The 18,651-nt window shown below is 67.4% G+C and carries 16 protein-coding genes, 1 tRNA gene and 7 pseudogenes; 11 read left to right on the plus strand and 13 right to left on the minus strand.

Annotated elements, in window-relative coordinates; all coding sequences use genetic code 11:
- Together ACZ7L9_RS37110 and ACZ7L9_RS37115 are read left to right on the plus strand one after the other, a co-directional pair.
- Nucleotides 1-225: hypothetical protein (locus ACZ7L9_RS37110; RefSeq protein WP_471421935.1), on the plus strand; the 225-nt coding region annotated here is incomplete at its 5' end.
- Between the two features lie 1,036 nt (nt 226-1,261).
- Nucleotides 1,262-1,337 (plus strand) — tRNA-Arg (locus ACZ7L9_RS37115).
- A gap of 76 nt (nt 1,338-1,413) precedes the next feature.
- On the opposite strand, the pseudogene ACZ7L9_RS37120 reads toward ACZ7L9_RS37115, so the two are convergent.
- The 4 genes and pseudogenes from ACZ7L9_RS37120 to ACZ7L9_RS37135 form a co-directional block, all read right to left on the minus strand.
- Nucleotides 1,414-2,570: pseudogene (locus ACZ7L9_RS37120) on the minus strand (tyrosine-type recombinase/integrase).
- A 42-nt stretch (nt 2,571-2,612) separates the two neighbouring features.
- Nucleotides 2,613-2,885: pseudogene (locus ACZ7L9_RS37125) on the minus strand (GntR family transcriptional regulator); the annotation flags it as partial.
- 8 nt (nt 2,886-2,893) lie between these two features.
- Complete coding sequence (locus ACZ7L9_RS37130; RefSeq protein WP_471421936.1) at nt 2,894-3,118, minus strand: hypothetical protein; 225 nt, start codon at nt 3,116-3,118, stop codon at nt 2,894-2,896.
- A 529-nt stretch (nt 3,119-3,647) separates the two neighbouring features.
- Complete coding sequence (locus ACZ7L9_RS37135; protein ID WP_471421949.1) at nt 3,648-3,926, minus strand: hypothetical protein; 279 nt, start codon at nt 3,924-3,926, stop codon at nt 3,648-3,650.
- Between the two features lie 78 nt (nt 3,927-4,004).
- Here ACZ7L9_RS37135 and ACZ7L9_RS37140 point away from each other — a divergent pair, with 78 nt between their 5' ends.
- Nucleotides 4,005-4,760: a GntR family transcriptional regulator gene (locus ACZ7L9_RS37140; RefSeq protein ID WP_471421937.1), complete on the plus strand. Its 756-nt coding sequence runs from the start codon at nt 4,005-4,007 to the stop codon at nt 4,758-4,760.
- Between the two features lie 76 nt (nt 4,761-4,836).
- Here ACZ7L9_RS37140 and ACZ7L9_RS37145 read toward each other — a convergent pair whose 3' ends face one another.
- The 5 genes and pseudogenes from ACZ7L9_RS37145 to ACZ7L9_RS37165 all read right to left on the minus strand — a co-directional run bounded on the left by ACZ7L9_RS37145 (nt 4,837) and on the right by ACZ7L9_RS37165 (nt 8,306).
- Complete coding sequence (locus ACZ7L9_RS37145) at nt 4,837-5,298, minus strand: hypothetical protein (protein ID WP_471421938.1); 462 nt, start codon at nt 5,296-5,298, stop codon at nt 4,837-4,839.
- 177 nt (nt 5,299-5,475) lie between these two features.
- Complete coding sequence (locus tag ACZ7L9_RS37150; RefSeq protein WP_471421939.1) at nt 5,476-5,898, minus strand: hypothetical protein; 423 nt, start codon at nt 5,896-5,898, stop codon at nt 5,476-5,478.
- Nucleotides 5,899-6,289: 391 nt separating this feature from the next.
- Nucleotides 6,290-6,607: pseudogene (locus ACZ7L9_RS37155) on the minus strand (tyrosine-type recombinase/integrase); the annotation flags it as partial.
- Between the two features lie 215 nt (nt 6,608-6,822).
- Nucleotides 6,823-7,761: a hypothetical protein gene (locus ACZ7L9_RS37160; protein WP_471421940.1), complete on the minus strand. Its 939-nt coding sequence runs from the start codon at nt 7,759-7,761 to the stop codon at nt 6,823-6,825.
- Nucleotides 7,758-8,306 carry a SigE family RNA polymerase sigma factor gene (locus ACZ7L9_RS37165; protein WP_471421941.1) on the minus strand — a complete coding sequence of 183 codons (549 nt, stop codon included), beginning with the start codon at nt 8,304-8,306 and terminating at the stop codon, nt 7,758-7,760. Before ACZ7L9_RS37165 ends, ACZ7L9_RS37160 begins: the two co-directional genes overlap by 4 nt.
- Nucleotides 8,307-9,202: 896 nt before the next feature.
- Between ACZ7L9_RS37165 and ACZ7L9_RS37170 the strand changes: the two are divergent.
- Nucleotides 9,203-9,367: pseudogene (locus tag ACZ7L9_RS37170) on the plus strand (cytochrome P450); the annotation flags it as partial.
- Between the two features lie 10 nt (nt 9,368-9,377).
- Here the strand turns inward: ACZ7L9_RS37170 and ACZ7L9_RS37175 are convergent.
- Nucleotides 9,378-9,818, minus strand: a complete 441-nt coding sequence (locus ACZ7L9_RS37175) for a GAP family protein (RefSeq protein ID WP_471421942.1) — start codon at nt 9,816-9,818, stop codon at nt 9,378-9,380.
- A gap of 126 nt (nt 9,819-9,944) precedes the next feature.
- Here ACZ7L9_RS37175 and ACZ7L9_RS37180 point away from each other — a divergent pair, with 126 nt between their 5' ends.
- Together ACZ7L9_RS37180 and ACZ7L9_RS37185 are read left to right on the plus strand one after the other, a co-directional pair.
- Nucleotides 9,945-10,160, plus strand: a complete 216-nt coding sequence (locus ACZ7L9_RS37180) for a hypothetical protein (protein ID WP_471421943.1) — start codon at nt 9,945-9,947, stop codon at nt 10,158-10,160.
- A gap of 124 nt (nt 10,161-10,284) precedes the next feature.
- Entirely contained in the window at nt 10,285-10,851 is a 567-nt protein-coding gene (locus ACZ7L9_RS37185) for a Uma2 family endonuclease (RefSeq protein ID WP_471421944.1), read from the plus strand.
- Nucleotides 10,852-11,134: 283 nt separating this feature from the next.
- On the opposite strand, the pseudogene ACZ7L9_RS37190 reads toward ACZ7L9_RS37185, so the two are convergent.
- A pseudogene (locus ACZ7L9_RS37190) lies at nt 11,135-11,780 on the minus strand (tyrosine-type recombinase/integrase); the annotation flags it as partial.
- 161 nt (nt 11,781-11,941) lie between these two features.
- Between ACZ7L9_RS37190 and ACZ7L9_RS37195 the strand changes: the two are divergent.
- The 5 genes and pseudogenes from ACZ7L9_RS37195 (at nt 11,942) to ACZ7L9_RS37215 (ending at nt 17,577) form a co-directional block, all read left to right on the plus strand.
- Nucleotides 11,942-12,391, plus strand: a complete 450-nt coding sequence (locus ACZ7L9_RS37195; protein ID WP_471421945.1) for a hypothetical protein — start codon at nt 11,942-11,944, stop codon at nt 12,389-12,391.
- A gap of 1,092 nt (nt 12,392-13,483) precedes the next feature.
- Nucleotides 13,484-14,833 carry a hypothetical protein gene (locus ACZ7L9_RS37200; protein ID WP_471421946.1) on the plus strand — a complete coding sequence of 450 codons (1,350 nt, stop codon included), beginning with the start codon at nt 13,484-13,486 and terminating at the stop codon, nt 14,831-14,833.
- 265 nt (nt 14,834-15,098) lie between these two features.
- Nucleotides 15,099-15,650: pseudogene (locus tag ACZ7L9_RS37205) on the plus strand (IS701 family transposase); the annotation flags it as partial.
- Between the two features lie 666 nt (nt 15,651-16,316).
- On the plus strand, nt 16,317-17,204 hold the full coding sequence (locus tag ACZ7L9_RS37210; RefSeq protein ID WP_471421947.1) for a prohibitin family protein: 888 nt from the start codon (nt 16,317-16,319) through the stop codon (nt 17,202-17,204).
- Between the two features lie 184 nt (nt 17,205-17,388).
- Nucleotides 17,389-17,577: a GIY-YIG nuclease family protein gene (locus tag ACZ7L9_RS37215; RefSeq protein ID WP_471421950.1), complete on the plus strand. Its 189-nt coding sequence runs from the start codon at nt 17,389-17,391 to the stop codon at nt 17,575-17,577.
- A gap of 251 nt (nt 17,578-17,828) precedes the next feature.
- Here the strand turns inward: ACZ7L9_RS37215 and ACZ7L9_RS37220 are convergent.
- Nucleotides 17,829-17,964 (minus strand): annotated as a pseudogene (locus tag ACZ7L9_RS37220) (site-specific integrase); the annotation flags it as partial.
- A 211-nt stretch (nt 17,965-18,175) separates the two neighbouring features.
- The gene (locus tag ACZ7L9_RS37225) at nt 18,176-18,382 is read right to left on the minus strand and encodes a hypothetical protein (RefSeq protein ID WP_471421948.1); all 207 of its coding nucleotides are present in this window, start codon (nt 18,380-18,382) and stop codon (nt 18,176-18,178) included.
- Nucleotides 18,383-18,651 lie beyond the last annotated feature (269 nt).

An 18,651-nucleotide genomic window follows, 5' to 3' on the forward strand; every position in this document is an offset into this window, starting at 1 on the left:
AATCCGGGTCTGATGGAGACTCGATTCCCCGAGGAGGGCCGGGAACCGGAAACGGACCGTCCATCACCGCGCCAGGTCGGCGGCGATCCGTGGCGGCACCGCTACCGGCCCGCACAGGCGGTGACGTTCGCTGGCGGCACGGACGCCGAGCCGCTGATCGAGGCTAGGACTCTGCCTTGCCCAGAGGCGGAACAGGGTCAGGCTGTGGGTCTGGCCGCCACGTAGCCGCACGTGTGCCTGACCGCCTGACCGACGCCCGGATCAGCGTGAATCCTCGACCAGCGGGCGGACGAACCCTCGACTGCCGCACCCGCGACCGGTTCGAAGAGGAGCGGCCGCCTGGCAGGAGCTGGCGACCTTCTCCAGCAGCGTGACCATACCTACAGCGCCCGCTCGGTCTGCCTGTCCTCGATCTGCTCTTCCACGTTGGTTTGCTCGTCGCGGACGGTGTACCTCACCTGGGGAGGCCGGCCCTGGACACGCTGAATCCCTCCCGTACGTTTCTGGATGTTCTGGCCCCTTGTACTGCACACGATCTCCCCGGTTGCGCTCCATCGCTGTCTCCTTCCGAGGCTGACTTGCAAGGGTTCGCCTCTCTGAAGTGCGAAACCCGCTGCACATCCGATCTGAGCGCGGTCGCACTGCCATGACATCGCGACTGACGACCACGAGCGACCGCTGTCGGCCGAACGAGGTAACGCAGTCCACGCTGGCCGACTAGCACCGCTCAAAATGGCCAACGTCGCTGACCACCCCCCGCTCGCCTGCGGCGTTCCACGCGTGACTGGCCATATATCGCTGACACACCGCCGGAGGGGTGAACATAAATTGCCTCCTGACCTGCCCGGACTCCTCACGCTTAGGACATGGCACGCGATGTGACTGGAGCGGATCGACAGCAAGATCGCCGCCGTGCCGGTCGTGGGCGGCTGTCTCAAGGGATTCCGTCAGGACAGCAAGTCCACCAACAGCACCCTCGACTACTCCCACTGGGACAAACGCCTCCCCGCCTACGGCGCCCCGGAGCCCTACTCATCCACCTCGGCTTCGCCTGGTGATCAGCTCCATCGCCCTCGGCACTGCAGGTGAAGGTGACCACACGCCCGACCGGCGGCCGGGCAGCGTCCTCCTGGTGCCGGGCGGGGTGACCCCCTCGCTGGCACGCCGCCACCCGCTACACTGGCGGCGGCGTGCCAGTCCGCTGGCGCATCGCCGGATCGGTGGACCGATGTGTCCGGGATCAGCAGCATTAGTCGCTATCGCCTTCGTAGCTCAGGGGATAGAGCACCGCTCTCCTAAAGCGGGTGTCGCAGGTTCGAATCCTGCCGGGGGCACCAGTTCAGAAGGGGGCCACCTCCGGATTTTCGGAGGTGGCCCCCTTCTGACATCCAGATCTGACATCAACGAGGGCGGTCACTCACGACCGGGGCGCCTCTTCCTGAGCAGCCGGTCCATGTGGCTCATGGCCTCGCGCTGCGTGTCCTGCACGACGCGTGCGTGTACACGTCCATGGTGATGCTGATCTGAGAGTGCCCGAGGATCTCCATCACGACGCGGGGCGCGACTCCGGCCGCCGTGAGGAGCGTGGCCGTGCCGTGCCGGGCGTCGTGCAGGCGGATCACCCGGAGGCCGGCGGACTCGGCGACGCGGGTGAAGGAGCGGTAGACGTTCCGCGGCTCGACCTGGCGGCCGGTGCGGGTGGTGAAGACGTAGCCGGGCTCCTGCCACTGCTCCCCCGCCTTGGCACGAGCAGTTGCCTGCCGCATCCGATGCCAGCGCAGGGGCGCGATGCAGAGGGCGGGCAGCGAGACGACCCGGCGACGGCGACTCTTGGGATCGTCGTCGTAGAGGACGCCCCGGCGGCGCTGCGTCTGCTGGCGCACGTAGAGGACGCGGTTTTCGAGGTCGAGGTCCGACCAGCGGAGGCCGACGATCTCTCCCCGGCGAAGGCCCATCGCGATGGCCAGCACGAAGGCCGCGTACAACGGGTCCTTGCGGGAGGCCGCGAGGAAGTCGAGCGTCTCATCGAGGGTCCAGGGCTTCAGTTCACGGCTGTCGGTACGGGGCGGCTCGACGAGCTTGGCGACGTTGCGCGTGATCAGTTCCTCCCGGCAGGCGGAGGACAGCGCCGACCTCAGAACACGATGGGACTCCTTGGCGGTTGCCGCAGTGGTCTCCTTCTCCAGGCGGACGAGGAAGCGGCGTACGTCGGCGACACCGAGGGATTCGAGCCTCTTGGCGCCGATCAACGGCACCAGGTACAGCCGAACGTGCGCTTCGTACTTGTCGTACGTACTGAGCTTCCGCCGAGGCTTGATGACGTTGTCCAGCCAGTACGGCAGCCACTCGGAGAGCTTGGCCGAGCGGGTGGGCACGGGCACGCCCTGGTCGACCCTGGCGAGAAGTTCCCGGCGCTTGGCGTCGCACTCGGCCCAGGTCTTGCCATAGGCGAACTTGCGAGCGCGGGTGCCGTCCGGCTGGAGGACGTACACGGCGCATTGGTAACGGCCGTCCTTGCGCTTGGTGATGGTGCCGGCGCCGTTGGGATTGCGCTTGCGGGGACCGGCCATCAGGCAGCCTCCTCGATCTGGCCGAGGACGAAGTCAAAATGCCGGCTCGGCGGCGGTCCACAGGTCCAAAGTGCCCCAGCCGCCGACGTACAAGATCTTGCGGGGAGGGCGACGGGCGAAGTTGCCTTTGCCGTGGATCTTCTCAACAAGGCCTTCGCCTTGGAGCACGGAGAGGGCTCTTCGCAGGGTCACCGTGCTGACCTCGTACCGGTCGGCAAGGTCAGCTTCGGATGGAAGGCGTTCGCTGGGCTGAATACAGCCCGTGGCGATCTGCCGCCGGAGGTCGTCAGCGATGTCGTGGTGGCGTGAGCGCATGGGGCCAGTCACCGCCTTCTCAGCATTCGCACGGCGACGAGCCGGGTACGCGCGTGCATGGTCAGTAACTCGCCCGACTCGAAGACCAATTGCTTCGCTCCCTGAGGAAGCTGGAAGAGGTCTCCCACCCGGCAGGCCTGGCCGCCAAGTTGGATGACGTCGCCGCGTTGGACGGTGGCCGCGGTGATCTCGATGCTGGAGACCAGTGCTCCGCCGGGTGCCCAGGCGCTCACCGCGTCACCTCCGTGGGCATGCACGGGCGGGCAGACGAGTGGCACGGGCAAGCACACGCTTCGCAGAACACCGGGAGGTCGGCTGGTACCGAGGCCGGGGAGGATTCCGTGCAGGAGGAGTGAGTGCCGATCCTGCAAGCGGTCGAGCGGTAGGGGACGGCCGAGGTATCCGAAATGTGCAGCTGACGACGAGGCGGCATCAGCGGCCCCCCGTGAGGAAAGACCAGGCACCCGACGGCAGGTGAGGAGCGATGACCATCGAGCGTGTCCGAACACGTCTTTCTGACGCCAGCACGTACGGGCGGACGAGTGCGACTTCCTCCCCCATGAGCGGGTTTCGGTGGGTCGCCGCACTGACGACTGCCCGGCCCAGGAAGAGAGTCGACACGCCAACGGATGCATGGGAGGCGGAAGGAGACACCGGAGGGCAGGAGGGCGTTAACGCACGGCGGTGCCTGCCTCTTGAGGAGTACCGTGCCCTGGTGAGGGTGAAGGCGCGGCGGATACGGTTGAGCATGCTGTTCAGCTCCTATCGCTGATAGCTCGGTCCCCCGACATCGCCCGTCGTGGGGACCGCTTTGTTCACGACCGCCCATAAGGTGCAGCCGTTCAAGCTGGTGGCGAGGAGCCCGAATCGATCGGCCTCAGCCACCACGTCCAGGACCTCCCGCCATGACTCGGCGGAGAGCGCATCGGGCACCTCCGCTTCCACCGACGTGTGCCGGGGGTGTTCCTCCGTTCGCGTGGGCAGCCCGAGGGCGGACAGCCGGGCAGCGATGGCCGCCGCGCTAACTCCCGAAGCGGGCACAGGGCAGCCTCCGTCACCGGCGATCACTTTTAGTGAAGCTAGTTAACTAGGTTAGAGCTAGTGGACTAGATTTTCCATATGCCTGAGCAGCCGCCCTATCTCCGCATCGCCGACGAACTCCGGCGGCGGATCGTGGAGCACGTGTGGGAGCCGGGAGACCGCCTGCCCTCCCGCACCCAGATCGGCCAGGAGTGCGGCGTGGGCGAGAACGTGGTCCGCCGGGCGCAGGAGTTGCTGATTTCCCAAGGTGTGTTGGAGGGCCGCGCCGGGTCGGGTACCTACGTCGCCGAGCCCCGACCGCGTGTGCGGGTGGTGCGGTCGTCGGCGCGCGAGCAGCCGACCGGGTCGCCCTTCCGGGCCGACATGAAGGCCGTAGGCAGGCAAGGGGATTGGGAGAGTCGGACGGACGCCAAGGTGCCGGCCCCCGCAGACATCGCGACGCGACTCGGGATCGCCGAGGGCGAGCTGTGCGTACGCACGACGTACGAGTTCCTGGCGGACGGCAGGCCAGCGCAGTTGTCGACGAGTTGGGAGCCGTACGACCTCACCGTCGGCACTCTCGTCGTCCTCCCCGAGGGAGGCCCCCACGCGGGGGCGGGCGTCGTGAACCGCATGGCCGCGATCGGCGTCACCGTCAGCCACGCCGTGGAGCAGCCGGAGCCGAGGCAGGCGACCGCCGAGGAGGCATCGCTTCTGGGCATCCAGAAGGCCGCGCTTGTCACACTCATCCGGCGGACGTACTACAGCGACCAGGGACGGCCCGTCGAGACGGCGGACATCGTGGTGCCCGCCGCTCACTGCGAGATCGTCTACGAGATCCCGATCAACCGCTAGCCTGCGCGCTTCACTTGCCGTGGCGTCCAGATCTTGATCCGAAAAGCGAAATCCTCACACGTCCTGCGAGATCCCGTCATCGTGGGATCCGGTAGTAGTCGTCCGGCGGCAGGGCCAGCGCGAACACCGTGCCGTACCGGCGGCGGATACCGCCCACGCTCGCCGCCGAGGGCTCGCAATCGAACCGGTAGGCGTTTGCCGGTTGTTCGGGTTCGGAAACCGGCGAGCCTGGCTGATCCCAGGTGAAAGTGTGACCGGCATGGGTAAGTTCGCCCTGGCCGTCCTCGTGGGCCGTGTCGTGGGTAAAGGGGATACCGGACAGGGGCTGCTTCCCCGCGTCGAGGATCCGGGTGATGGTCTCGGCCGGCGGCAGCGGGGAACTGTAGTAAGCCGTCAAACGCATCCAGCAGGACACCCGGTGGGCGGGCCATACCGGAGTGAACAGATCCCAGCCGACCATTCCGCGGGTGTAGTAATCCTCGATGACCAGGAGACGCAACACCAGCGGCGTGCTCTCCGCGTATGCGTGGGCTGGCACGCAGCCGGGCCTCGGCAGCCTGCCGAGCCTGCCGGGCGGTGTCACTGCCTGTGAGTCGGCGGGCTCCGCGGCGGCTGGTCGAGCCAAGAAGCGTCCACACACGGGCCACGACATTAAACGCGACGAGGATCGGCCACGTCATAGCGCGCAGCACGAGTATCTTCACCGGGCGCCGGGTCAAGAGGACCGCTTCTTGGGCTGTGTGCTGGTGGGCATGAGCCTGGCTTGCAGGAGCGAGGCGCCGGTCGTGGCGGCGGACTGGACGGCCACCCACAGGAGGGCCTCCCACGGGCCGGGGACGGAGTCCACGAGGTGTCCTGCGGTCATCGTGGCCCACACGTAGGCGCTGATGGTGATCGCTAAATGGTTGCCGCGGACTTTGGCCAGTCTGAGGCCGGCCCACAGGGCGAAGGGTTGGAAGGCGATGCCTATCGCGTTGGCAGCCAGGTAATAGGGGACTCCCGAGAGGGGGTTGCGTGCGCTGTCGGCTTCGGTGGTGTGGTCGATCAGCGTGTACATGCCGTGGAACAGCCACCATGCGGCGAGCGTGGCTGCGGCAGCCACGAAAGTTGCTTTCGCAGCCCGCACCAGATACGTCATGGACACGATCATCTTTCCGCCGGCTGATCGCCTCCTATCCGTACAGCTACTCAACTCGGGAGAGCACTCTGGGGGCGCCGCGTCGTACGGCGGCCCAGTACTCATGGGCTGCGGTCAGGCAACGAGACGACCTGACATCCACGGCTGACATCAACGAGGCCGGACGGCGGCATACACCGGCGTCCCCACCCGGCCGTCTCACCGGGCGACAACGGCTCCAGAGACGGGCGTAGATCGAACTCCTAAAGCGGGTGTCGCAGGTTCGAATCCTGCCGGGGGCACAGACAGAAGGGCTGGCTCAGGAGGGGTTTCGTCCCAGGCCGGCCCTTCGCTGTTCCAGGCGCCGTGCCACACGCGTGCCACTACGTCCGCTCGGGCCCTCTTCGGAGGAGCCCGGAGCCGCTCCCCCACCACCCCGGATCACGGCCCCGAGCCGGTCGGCGATGGCTCGGTCACGGTCACTGGTCATGTGCTGATAGATCAGCGCGGCCCGCGAGCTGCTGTGCCCCATCCGCGTCATCACCTCACGCGTACTGGCCCCGGCCGTGGAGGCCAGCGTATTGCCCGTGTGCCGTAGATCGTGGAAGTGCAGCTCGGCCGCGACGCCCGCGGCCTTCCAGGCCTTGACCCAGTCGTCCCGGAAGTTGCTCCGTCGTAACTGCCCGCCCTGGGGCCCGACGAAGACGTGACCGTCACGACCGGGATGCGCCGCGGGACTTGGCCGAGCGGAGCGCAGTCGTCTGGATGTTCTGTCCACAGAGGTTGGTGACGGGGCTCTTGGCTCAGGGATCTCAAGGTGGGTGAGGGCCTTCTGGCTCGGTGTGGATTGCCACACCTGCGCCAGAGACCAGAAAGGCCCTCGTGCCGCACCACTGGCCGAAATCCGGGGGCGCCGCCCCTGTGTGGCGCCCTGGCCGGGTGGCGCTACGGCAGCCGCTTCTCGTAGTGCTTGTCCTCGTCGGAGTCGTAGACCAGCTTGCTGTCGGCGTCATAACCCTTGATGCGCGGGGCCACGGTGACCTGCTGGTTCAGGACACCAGAGGCGACGAACCAGCCGTGGTCCAGGGCGGCCTGGCTGGTGGCGCCGCCGTAGGAGACGGTCACCCGGGCCGCTGACGGCTCGACGGTGCCGATGACACCCCACCGGAACGGCAGCTTCCAGTTGCCGCGGTCGAGGACCGACTGCTGGTAGAGCTTGTCGCCGTTGATGTCGGCCATCACGGGGCCGGCGCCCGGCGCATCGTCGGAGCCTACGCTGGCGTTGAGACCGCTTGCCTTGCCGTCCTTCACGTTGCAGATCAGTCGGGTCTGCCTCGGTTGCTCCTTCACCGCGACGACGTACATGCCATCGCCGGGCGCGTTGGAGTCGCCGCTGCTGTTCATCGCCAGGATGATCCGGTACTCCTCGGCCGCGCCCAAGTCCGTGCGGAGGCCGGACGGGCCGCGTGTGTGCGACTGGTCGTACGCAAGGCACTTCTTCAACCCGTCGACGGCCTGCCCGAAGGTGATCCCGTCGAGGAGCTGTTCCTCCGTGGCCGGCCGCGCGGGCCTCGCCGGCGACGCGGACGGCGTCGCTGATGTCCGCGGTGTGGCGCTGACCGACGGTGTCGATGCCACCGTGTTCCCACCTGCATCCCCGTCGGCCAGCGCGTACGCCCCCACGGGCATCGCCGCCAGCGTCACCAGGGCCGCCCCGGTCGCCGCCACCCGGTGTCGCCGCTCGATCGTGCCCCGGCGGCGGATCACCGGATACGGCACCGGCGCGGGCCGGATCGTGTTCGCGTCCTCGGCGAGCAGCTCGCGCAGCTGCTCCTCGAAGTCCCCGCTGGTTCCCGTCCCCTGCGGCTTCTGTTCCTCGTTCACCTGCTGCCTTCCTGCCCGGACGACACTCGGCTGCGGACAGGTTCGTCCACGACCTGCGCGAGCCCCGGATACGTACGCAACTTCGCCAGCGCCTTGGACGCCTGGCTCTTGACCGTGCCGGGCGAGCAGCCGAGCACCTCGGCGACCTCGGCCTCGGACAGGTCCTCCCAGTAGCGCATGACGATCACCGCCCGCTGCTTTGGCGGCAGTCCGGCCAGCGCCGCGAGCAGGACGCTGCGCTCGTCGGCCCACGAGACGGCCTCGTCGCGCCCGGCCACCTCCGGCGGCGCCGCGGTCAGAGCCTCCGTAACCCGCCGCTTGCGGAACCGGTCGTTGTTGCAGTTGACCAGTATCCGCCGGACGTACGCCTCCGGTTTGTCGCTGCGCGAGACGCGCCGCCATGAGCGGTACGCCTTGGCCAGCGCCGTCTGAGTCAGGTCTTCGGCGTAGTGCACGTCGCCCGTGAGCAGATACGCGGTCCGTACGAGATGGGACCACCGCGCTCTGACGAATTCTTGGAACTCGGCCTCTTTTTTGGCCTGCATCAAGCACCCTCCCTCGCCCTCCAGACCACAGTTTCGGCGGATTCGGTTGCCCGGGAACCGGTGCCTCGTCGGTCAGGTGAGCGGGGCCACTGACAACCATCAGCCGGGGCCGAAATGTCAAGCATCTCCGGGGACCGGACACAACCACCGGTGGCCGCGTCACCTCGGACACCTGGCCCGCCATCGGATGTACGGCCAGGAGCCCAAGGGCAGCTGACCGCACCTACACCGGCCCGGCCGTGCATCAGGCACCGCCGGACCTCGACCCAGCCATGGAAACAGAGCTGTTCTAAACATGCTCAAATCGGCGCTCAGCGTGTCGACCTGGGGTGCACAGGGGGCAACATGAGTGTTCGAGCACGCAGAAGATGGCGCACGTTGGGGAGGGCCGTCGCGCTTGTAGTAGCTACCGGTGGGTGCGGGGCGCTCCGCTGTCCCACGCTGCCGACCGTCCATGACGCTTCAACCAGCGAACTAACGGGAGACTGCTGGAAAGGGCCCGACGGTGCCCAGGTGGACCTGGACCAGGGCGGTCGGACGCAGGTCCGAGAACTTGGGACGAAGACTGGGGCTTCGACGACGGCTGGGGCCTCTCCTGCCCCGGGCCCTGGCAACTGATCGAGGGGGCAACGGAGAGACCATCGGCGGTGCCCCAGCGGTCCAGATCGCCATCACCAAGGTGACAGGACAAATCCAGCGCACCCCCAGATCCATCGACGGATGGACGACGACGCCACAGGCGCCGTTCTCCGAGTACACCTGGGAGTTCGGAATGGAGCGGACAGGCAAGTAGAAGCTTGGGGATGGCAGGGGAAGGTGCGTTGGGTGGCTCGGCGATGCGGGTCGCGCGCCTCCGTGGTAGCTGCCTCCCGCCGCGATCTCACGCCCCTCCGAGCCACCTGTGCTTCGGCGGCCCACTGGCCCGGAGGGAAACCCAAATCGCGCTGACCGAGCTGGTACGCCGCCTCGACCGGCCCAGGCTCGCCGACCCGCCACCGTACCGGCGCAGCCCCGTTCTGCGCGGGCCGATCCATCTGCACATCGAGCAGGGCGACGGTTAGCGCGACGATCTCACGTGGCGAGGATGCTGATGCCGTCGCCCAGGAGCTTGAGGCCGAGCACGAAGAACAGGACGGCCAGGACGGCGACGTTGTGCTGCGCGGCCCAGTCTCGCCAGTTGCCGAGGATGCTTCTAGCACGTTCGCCCATGGCCAGGTAGACGGCGAGTGGTGCGAGCACTCCGAGGGAGGCGATGACCACGAAGATCGCGAGCGTTCCGATCTGCTGTGGCACGGGGAGCCCGGCAGAGCTGATCGAGGCGCCCGCGGCGATGGTCAGGGGCGCGTTTTTGAGATTGGCCGCCGAAAGCAACAGCCCTAGACCGAGGATCTTGACGGGGGTGAAGCGGTCGATCGCTGCCATCCACTTCGGGAGCTGCGCCTGGGAGGCGTCTTTGGGTCGGCGCCGCCATTGACGGGCGCCGAAGAACGGAGAGCTGCTCCACCCCGCCAATGTCGGACGGCGCTTCGTCGATCTGGTACGAGGAGATCGGCCCCCGCCGATCCGTCTCCACGACCTCCGTCACGGCGCCGCAACCCCCGCTCACGCGGCTGGCGCCGATCTCAAGGATTCCAGGAGATGCTCGGCCACTCCTCGATCACCATCACGTCGGACACGTACACGAGCCTGCTCCCCGAAGCGGACAGCGCGCTAAACGCCGGAGCCGGCCATGGCTCGCGAGGAAGCCGAAGCCCTGCGGGCGCCCGGGCGAAGACGCCGTCGGTTGTCGCCCGGGCGGCGGCGAACCCCGCCGCCGGGTCGCTGCTCCTGGAGAACGTGGGACCGGGACAGTAACGAGGGTGCCGATGACCGTGGTCGTGTGCCGGAGATGATGTGTCCGGTGTCTGGGGCCCGCGAGGGACAGTACGCTGATTCCGGCGGGATCGGGCCCGCCCGACGGATGTCCGGGAGGAGCGTCATGACTGCCGAGACGGTGGCCCCCGCGTGGATGCATGAGCAGATCACGGCGGAGCAGTACGACTCCTGGTCCGCGGAGCAGTGTGCGGGGATCGAGATCGTGGACGGGATGGTCATCGTGAGTCCCAGTGCGTCCAAGCGGCACAACCGCCTCGCCCGGATCCTGGCGAACGCGCTGGATGCCGCGGCCGGACCGGACTGGAACGCCGACACGGACTTCGACGTCCGCCTCCAGGACGTGCCGCTCACCAACCGCCGCCCGGACGTCGTCGTCTACCGCGCGGACACCATCGACGTCACACCCACCCGCCCCGAGCACGTGCTGCTGGTGGCCGAGGTCGTCTCGCCGGGGTCGGAGACCACTGACCGGATTGTGAAGGTGGACCAGTACGCCAAGGCCGGTATCGCCTTCTACTGGCGGATCGAGCAGGCCGCCACCGGTGTCCCGCTGATCTACACCTATGTCCTCGACCCGGCGACCAGGAGCTACCGGACCGGCGACATGTTCACCGGTGTCGTCAAAGTTTCCGCTCCTTTCACCGTGAAGATCGACCTCGGCCGGCTCTGACCTCGCGCTCAAGCATCACCAGCGCGAGCTTCCGCGCGTGAGCGATGCGTGAGCGGACGGTCCGGCACGGGACATCATGAGGAGGATCGGCCGGTCTGCCTCGCGACGCCGACCAGGAAAGACAGCACCACGCAGCAGCACCGGGCACCACCCGGCAGAGATCCGATCCCACTCCTAAAGCGGGTGTCGCAGGTTCGAATCCTGCCGGGGGCACCAGGCAAAAGGCCCCGGACCGATCATGGTCCGGGGCCTTTGACATCAGCTTCTGACATCAACGGGGCGGTCACTCACGGCCTGGGCGCCTCTTGAGCAGCCGGTCCATGTGGCTGATGGCCTCGCGCTGCGTGTCGTGGACGACGTGCGTATAGACGTCCATGGTGATGCTGATCTGGCTGTGCCCGAGGATCTCCATCACGACGCGGGGCGCGACCCCGGCCGCGGTGAGGAGCGTCGCGCAGCCGTGACGGGCATCGTGCAGCCGGACGACGCGGAGGCCGGCGGAGTCGGCGACGCGGGTGAAGGATCGGTACACGTTGCGCGGCTCGACCGGGCGACCGGTGCGGGTGGTGAAGACGTGGCCGTTCTCGTCCCAGGACTCCCCCGCACGCTGCTTCGCGGCCGCCTGGCGCATCCGATGCCAGCGCAGCGGCGGGATGCACATCGCCGGGAGCGGCAGGGCACGGCGGCGGTTCTTGGTCTCGTCGTCGTAGAGGACTCCGCGCCGCCGCTGGGTCTGCTGCCGGACGTAGATCACGCGGTTGTCCACGTCGACATCGGTCCAGCGGAGACCGACGATCTCGCCTCGGCGGAGGCCCATGGCGATGGCGAGCACGAAGGCCGCGTACAACGGGTCCTTTGCGGGCTGCGGCAAGAAAGTCCAGGGTCTCGTCGAGTGTCCAGGGGCTCAGCTCCCGGGACTTGGCACGCGGCACGGATACGTGGCGCAGTCCATGTTCGAGACGAGCACACCACTTCGACGCAACTGAAACGAATGGTAAGAGACTTGGACGGCATATCAAATGCAGGCGCCTCCAGTGCGCACCAGCAGAACACGGCCGTAGGTGGCTTGAGGCCTCGTACGTCCCTACTCATGTCGCTGGTGCTCGCGCTGCTACTGGGCGCGCTGTCGGTGCTGGTGATGTTTCCGGCGGCCCAGCATCTACGCTCCCTTCAAGACGGCGAGCGGGCTCATGCGACGTTGCATACGAGCGGCGCGTGCATGTTGGGTCATTGCCAGGTCAAGTTCGAGGTGGCTGGGCGAACCGTGGTGGCGGATCTGCCGGTAGGCAGCGGCGGAGGTAAGAACTCTGTCGGCACTCGACTAACCGTCCGATACCAGGCGGACGATCCACAGGTAGTCGCCCGTGAAGACGATGTCGGGGGCGGCGGGGCAGCCCTGCTGACGGTGATTTCGGGCGGGGGCGCCCTGCTCTTCCTGGCAATATCAGTCGTGGCGGCGATCTTCGTGGCGCGGCAGCGGCGCTCGAACTCCATGCCTGGCCGGACACTTCAGGATGGGCAGCGGCACGGCGGTGACTAGGGCGGCACCGCGTCGTACCTCGCCCGGCGGACCTGGGCTATCTGTGGACAGATTGCCACCAACCCACACTTCGCAAGGCCGAGTCTGCACTGTCACGCAGGGCAGACTCCGCCTCCGGAGCTGAGTGCCATCGTCTGACCGGGGCCGCTGACATCTACGCCTGACATCAACGAGGACGGACGAATACGGATCGCGGCGGTGCCCCACGGAGTGGGCGCACCGCTCATGCCGCGGCGGTCCCACGGCGAGCCGGTAGCTCGATCGAACTCCTAAAGCGGGTGTCGCAGGTTCGAATCCTGCCGGGGGCACAAGCGTGACCAGGGGGAACGCCTCGGGCCGGGATGGTCCGGGGCGTTTTGACGGCAACCACCCTCAAACGGCAACCAGGCGACCGCTACACGATGCGGGTTGACTGACACCCGAAATCTTCGGCACCGAGGGCCCCGCGTGGACCGTTCTGAAACCTTTGGAGCTGCAGGCGCAGCGGGACCAAGCCGGGACTCGTCACCACAGGGAGGGCAGCGGCCAGTTCTCAAATGGCCGTAAGCAGGGAGCGCCAAAAGACTGAGCCGCACTAGACACGACGCCGATCACCCAGCGTCGAGCGGACGGGGTGGATAACTAGGTTTTCCATGCAATCAGATGAGTCGCCCGTCCTCATACCGTGGCCTCGAAACATACCTGGTGTGCCGGAGGCGCGGGGAGGTCCCGACAGCCCCTGCCCGCCGGTGGGGGCTGCCTCGGACGAAGCCGCCACCAGGCGGCCGAACGGGTCGGCTCACCGACCGGTTCGGAGGATGGATGCACGTATCCCGTGCCTTGCGTTCGATCGTTGCCGCCGTCTCAGTGGGAGCGGCCCTGGTGGCCTCCCCGTCCTGGTCCGCCACGCCCGCCGTCAGAGCCGTACTCAAGCCGGCCGTTCACGCGCACGCTTCTCGGTCCCCTGACTCCGGCCCCGCGGTGCACCACGACACCTCGCCACCGCTGCGTGAGCTGTGGCAAGGATCCAGACAGCTCCGGCGCGCCCCCCACGTCACGTCCCCCAGAAAGGTGCCGCACCCGTCCCTCGCCAAGGCCACAGGTCCCGATCGGGTGGTGCAGAACCACAGCGGCAACCGGGGCCAGATCCGGTTGGGCGTCAGTTTCGAGGGCATCCGGGAAGGCGGGGGCGTCCCACCTGACCCCAACGCCTCGGTAGGCTCCCGCCAGATCGTGGAGATCACCAACTTCGAACTCGCGGTGTACTCCAAATCCGGTGCCACGCTACTGGGGCCGCTGACGACCCAAACCCTGTTCAGCGGGTTCGGCGGACCGTGCGAGACCGCTCAGAGCGACTTCCTCGGGGACCCCGAAGTCCGCTGGGACTCCCTGGCTCACCGCTGGATCATCAACCAGTTCGCCAGCGACGACGGAACCACCACGAATCGACTGTGCGTGGGCGTCTCCCGCACCGCGGACGCCACCGGCGAGTACTACCGCTACGACTTCGGGTATCGGAACCTCCCCGACCACCCGAAGTTCGCGGTGTGGCCGGACGCCTACTACGTGGCGGCCACCGCCGCCGGGGCGCTCTTCGAGGTGTGCGCCTGGGACCGGCACAGAATGCTGCGCGGAGCCGACGCCGACCAGCAGTGCTACACCGTCCCGGCATCGACCATCCCGCTCGGCTCGGACCTCGACGGCACGACCCCACCCCCGCGGGGCGCGCCCAACCTGCTGATCAACCTCGGCCCCACCAACGACAGCCTGCAGTACTGGCGGTTCCACGTCGACTGGACAGACCAGGCCCGCACCACCTTCACGGGCCCAAAGAAGCTCAAAGTGGCCCCCTACATCCGAGCGTGTGAGAGTACCGATCCCACCCAGTGCGTCCCTCAAGCCGGCACCACCCAGAAACTGGACTCGCTCTCCTACTCTCCCATGTACCGGTTCGCCTACCGCAACTTCGGCGACCACCAGTCCCTGGTCTTCAACCAGGCGGTCGATGCCCGCGGCGGCGTCGGCGTGCGCTGGTACGAACTGCGGCTGCACCACGGCCGACCGGTCGTCCACCAGCAGAGCACCTACGCTCCGGGGCCCACGTACCGATGGATGGGCTCCGCCGCCCAGAACAAGATGGGCGACATCGCCCTGGGATACTCACAGTCGTCCTCCCAGACCCATCCCTCGATCCGCGTCACCGGACGCTTGGCACACGACCCGCGGAACCTGATGACGTTCCACGAAACCACCGTGTGGACCGGCGCAGGCTCCCAGACCGGGAGCAACCGCTGGGGTGACTACACCTCCATGGCGATCGACCCGGTGGACAACTGTACGTTCTGGTACACCAACCAGTACCAACCGGCCGATGGCACCGGAAACTGGAACACCCGTATCGCCTCCTTCCAGCTCTCCGACTGCAACACCCACCGTCAACACGGCTACCACCGCCACAGGTGACACCCCCGGCCGACGGCGCACCGCCGTCCACCCCGGACCGCCCTGCAAGCCGGGGACTGCGGCACCGCAGTCCCCGGCCCGTGGCGTCTTCGCCCAGCTCAAGCAGATTCGCCACCAGCTACTGAGACAGCGGGGAGCCGCGGCGGCCACCGCAGAAGCGTGCCCTGACGTGATCCCGGCGTGACCGAATACACGATCAATACCGCCAGTGGCAACGACTGGCCCGCCATACCTGGTGATCTTGAGGATGCCCTCCACCCTCGATCGCCACCGCCTGGAGGAAGCGGACATCTTCCACGTCATGGCGACCCGCCGCAACGACACCGTCGTCACCCGCCGACGCATGGACCACCGCATCAACGAACTCATCGCCGCCCTGCCCCGGCAGAAATGGAAGCGCCGCTCCTGCGGAGACGGTGCCCACGGCCGGCGGATCTACGACTGGGCCCGGGCCGAAGTCCGTCCCTTCCACCGGCCGGACCGACAGCACTGGGTCCTGGCCCGCCGCAGCCTCACCGCCCCGCACGAGATCGCCTACTACATCGCCTACGCGCCCGCCGGGACCACTCTTGACCAGCTCATCGGTGTCGCGGGCACCCGCTGGGCAATCGAGGAAACGTTCCAGACGGCCAAGGGCGAATGCGGTCTCGCCCACTACCAGGTGCGGCGCTACGAAGGCTGGTACCGGCACATCACCCTCGCCATGGCCGCCCACGCCTACCTCACCGCCCAACGGGCCGACGAACTCGCAAAGGGGGATGCAGAAACGGATCAGCCGCACTCGTCCCACTCAGCGTGCCCGAACTCCGTCGCCTGATCAACCGCCTCGCCCTGCCCACCCACCACACCATCGAGTCCGTCCTGCACTGGTCCCACTGGCGCCGCCGACGACAACACCAAGCCCGCCACAGCCACTACAAACGACGCGGCCACAGCCCATAGAACTGCGGCACCGTCACCTCAAACGCAGTTGCAGTACTAGGCGCCGACCGGGTCGGTACGGGCACGCCCTGGTCGACCTTGTCGAGCAGTTCACGGCACTTGGCGTCACACTCGGCCCAGGTCCTACCGCAGGCGAACTTGCGGGCACGGGGCAGTTCAGCCGCCCAAAAGGCCCCCAGAAGACCCGAGCTTCCCAAGCTGAGAGCGCAAGTTCGATTCTCGTCACCCGCTCCATCTGAAACCCCCAGGTCAGAGACCCGGGGGTTCTTTTTTGTCTAGACCGGTAGGCAGTGCGCGCACCACGAGCGCACCATTAGCTCGCCGAAGGCTCCTCCTTGTGTCGACGTCGCCCAGACCCGAGCCGACGACGTGGTCGGGAAGGATGACGACGTAGGTGCTGAAAAACAGCACGCAGGCCGACGCTGTAGCAATGGCGCCGCTTGCGAACGCCCGCTGATCTCTTCGCACTTCGGATGCCTTATCCTCCACTGGCGAGCGGTGCCGGGGGGCACCGCTGAGGGTCTCTCAGGGGGGAGTCACCGTGCTCGTACTGTCATGCCTACTCGTTCTCGCCGCCGTGGTGATGTATTTCGTCGGCCGTGCCCAAAGCTCGTCCCGGCTTCGACTGGGTGCCGGCGTCGCACTGCTCGGCAGCGTGTTCTGTGGCATCGCCAGCACTGTGTACGTGGTCAGCGCCTACGAGGTCGGCGTGCCGGTGACGTTCGGCAAGGTGGGTGCGCCGATGACGTCCGGGATGCATCTGAAGGCGCCGTTCACCGATGTCACGCCGTTCTCGACCCGTCCGGTCGACCTCAACCTCACCGACAAGGACGTCGTCGAGGTGCGGTCTTCCCAGGGGGGTGTGATGTACGTGGAGGTGACCGTGAAGTGGGCGGTCGTACCGGACAAGGCGGGGGAGCTGTATCGGCTGGCAGGGAGCGAGGACGCCATTCAGCAGCGACTGGTCTTCCCGGACAGCCGGGAGATCGTCCGGAACGTCTTCGCCCACTACACCAGCGAGCAGGGATACGCCTCGGCCCGAGAAAAGATCAACGCGGAGATCGACGCGTTGATCAAGGAGCGACTCGCGCCCCGCGGCATCGACATCACCGCCGTGAACCTGCGCAACGTCAAGCCTTCGGACGCCCTCCAGAAGCAGATCGACCGCAAGATCCAGCAAAAGGAGGCCACCGAGCGGGCCGCCGAGGCAACCCGCACGGCGGAAGAGGAGGCCAAGCGCCGCAAGATCGAGGCCGAGGGCACCGCCCGCGCCAACAAGATCCTCAACGACTCTCTGACCGACAAGGTTCTGATGAACCAGTGCATCGACGCGTACAGGGAAGCGGCCAAGGAGAACCCGGTCTACGCCGTGCCCTGCGGCTCCGGCAACGGCACCCCGGTCATCGTGGACGGCAGCAGCCGGAAGTGATTCCCCTTGTCGGCTGAGCCAGCGCATCGTGCTCGGCCCGCACAGGCACGCCCGGTGAACCTGCTCCCGGGCCCAGCCAAAGCCGAGATAGTCCTGGGTGGCGTCAAGCAGTCTGCGGTCCGCGTGGGCAGCGGCAAGCGGGATGGCCTTCGGCAAGGTCGGTGAAGCCACCCTGACTCAGTGGATGACGGACGATGCCCGAGTGTGCCGGGTCGAGCAGGACGAGCCCAGGGACCTGGAGTCACAGCTCATCTTTCGACTCGACCTACCACTGAACCCCAACCAGAACCGCCACAACGCGTTCCGCAGCCGCCTAAAGGAGCCGCGGGCCCAAGCGCGCCAGCGAGCGCGGGAGTTGCCGGTCGGCGCGTAGAGGGTCGGACCGGGCGGGGTAGAAGTCTGGGCCGTCTCTGGGCCGTCCGAGCTCGCTCAACGGTAGCCAGGGACGACCAACGACGACCACCAGGCGCCCAGGCGCACCGCTCCTGAACAGCGAAAACGCAGGTTACCAAGATCCCCGACAAGACCCGGGGCAAGAAGACGCAGCTTTCGTGATCACGCCCCTGATCTGTGCTTTCGGTGCGGATCAGGGGCATTTTCACGGTCTGGGACCTCCCTGGAGCCTCAGCCCGTGTGATCTTGCGGGCGGAGAGCCTGCCCGAGAGCCTTCGGGCCCGCTTCTGCTTGGCATGAGGTGCGCGTACACCTTCAGCGTCAGCCCCGGATCGGAGTGCCCGAGGTACTCCGCGAGGGCCGCGACCTACGGCCGCGCAAGCCTTGGCAGCTCGCTGCGCTCGGCGCGACGGCGTTCGGGAGCTCCCGCCCGACGCGTGCTTCCGGGCCGACTCGGACCTGGCGTGCCCAACGGGTCGGCACAGTCCCTGCGACTCTCCCGGCTACGCTCGCGCGGGAGCGCCCCGCGGCGCGTGGCCGCGGGGCGCCTTGTGGGGTTTAGGGGCGCCTTGCGGGGTTCAGTCGACCCTCTGCCCGTCGTGCATACCGCCCTTGCAGAGGTTGTCCGCCAGATCGGGCGTTCCGCCGCCCTGCTTGCACTCAGAAGGGGTGACGTAAGATGCGGCACCCTGTGCGGCGGCGGTGGCTGTGGCGGCGCCTGTGAGGCCCAGTCCGGCGAGGGCTGCCGTGGCGATGACGGCGGCGAGGATTCGTCGAATGCGCATTGGGTTCCCCTTTCACGGATTACCTCGGTTGGGGCACTAGCCAGCTTGATCTCCACCCATGGGGGTGGCACGTCATGTGGCGCCATTCGGGTGACAGTGCTGTCGGGTGCGGGGTCGGTGACACGCCCCGTCGGACAGGCCCTAGTCGCAATGCCGTTCGGTTAGCCGTCTGGTGGGCTTGGCAAGGGGTTGTGCTCGATCTGGATGGTGGTCCTGTGGGTTCGGTGGTCGGTGTCGCGGCCGACGGCGCGGTACTTGGAGTTGATCGC

The organism is Streptomyces sp. NPDC111516, from assembly GCF_055635345.1.

Bases quoted from the DNA above. Each gene is read 5' to 3' on its own strand.
- ACZ7L9_RS37180 (WP_471421943.1), top strand. From the start codon at position 9,945: ATGCTCGGCCACTCCTCGATCACCATCACGTCGGACACGTACACGAGC.
- ACZ7L9_RS37225 (WP_471421948.1), bottom strand. From the start codon at position 18,382: ATGCGCATTCGACGAATCCTCGCCGCCGTCATCGCCACGGCAGCCCTC.
- ACZ7L9_RS37195 (WP_471421945.1), top strand. From the start codon at position 11,942: ATGTCGCTGGTGCTCGCGCTGCTACTGGGCGCGCTGTCGGTGCTGGTG.
- ACZ7L9_RS37215 (WP_471421950.1), top strand. From the start codon at position 17,389: ATGACGGACGATGCCCGAGTGTGCCGGGTCGAGCAGGACGAGCCCAGG.
- ACZ7L9_RS37165 (WP_471421941.1), bottom strand. From the start codon at position 8,306: ATGCAGGCCAAAAAAGAGGCCGAGTTCCAAGAATTCGTCAGAGCGCGG.
- ACZ7L9_RS37185 (WP_471421944.1), top strand. From the start codon at position 10,285: ATGACTGCCGAGACGGTGGCCCCCGCGTGGATGCATGAGCAGATCACG.
- ACZ7L9_RS37140 (WP_471421937.1), top strand. From the start codon at position 4,005: ATGCCTGAGCAGCCGCCCTATCTCCGCATCGCCGACGAACTCCGGCGG.
- ACZ7L9_RS37150 (WP_471421939.1), bottom strand. From the start codon at position 5,898: ATGACGTATCTGGTGCGGGCTGCGAAAGCAACTTTCGTGGCTGCCGCA.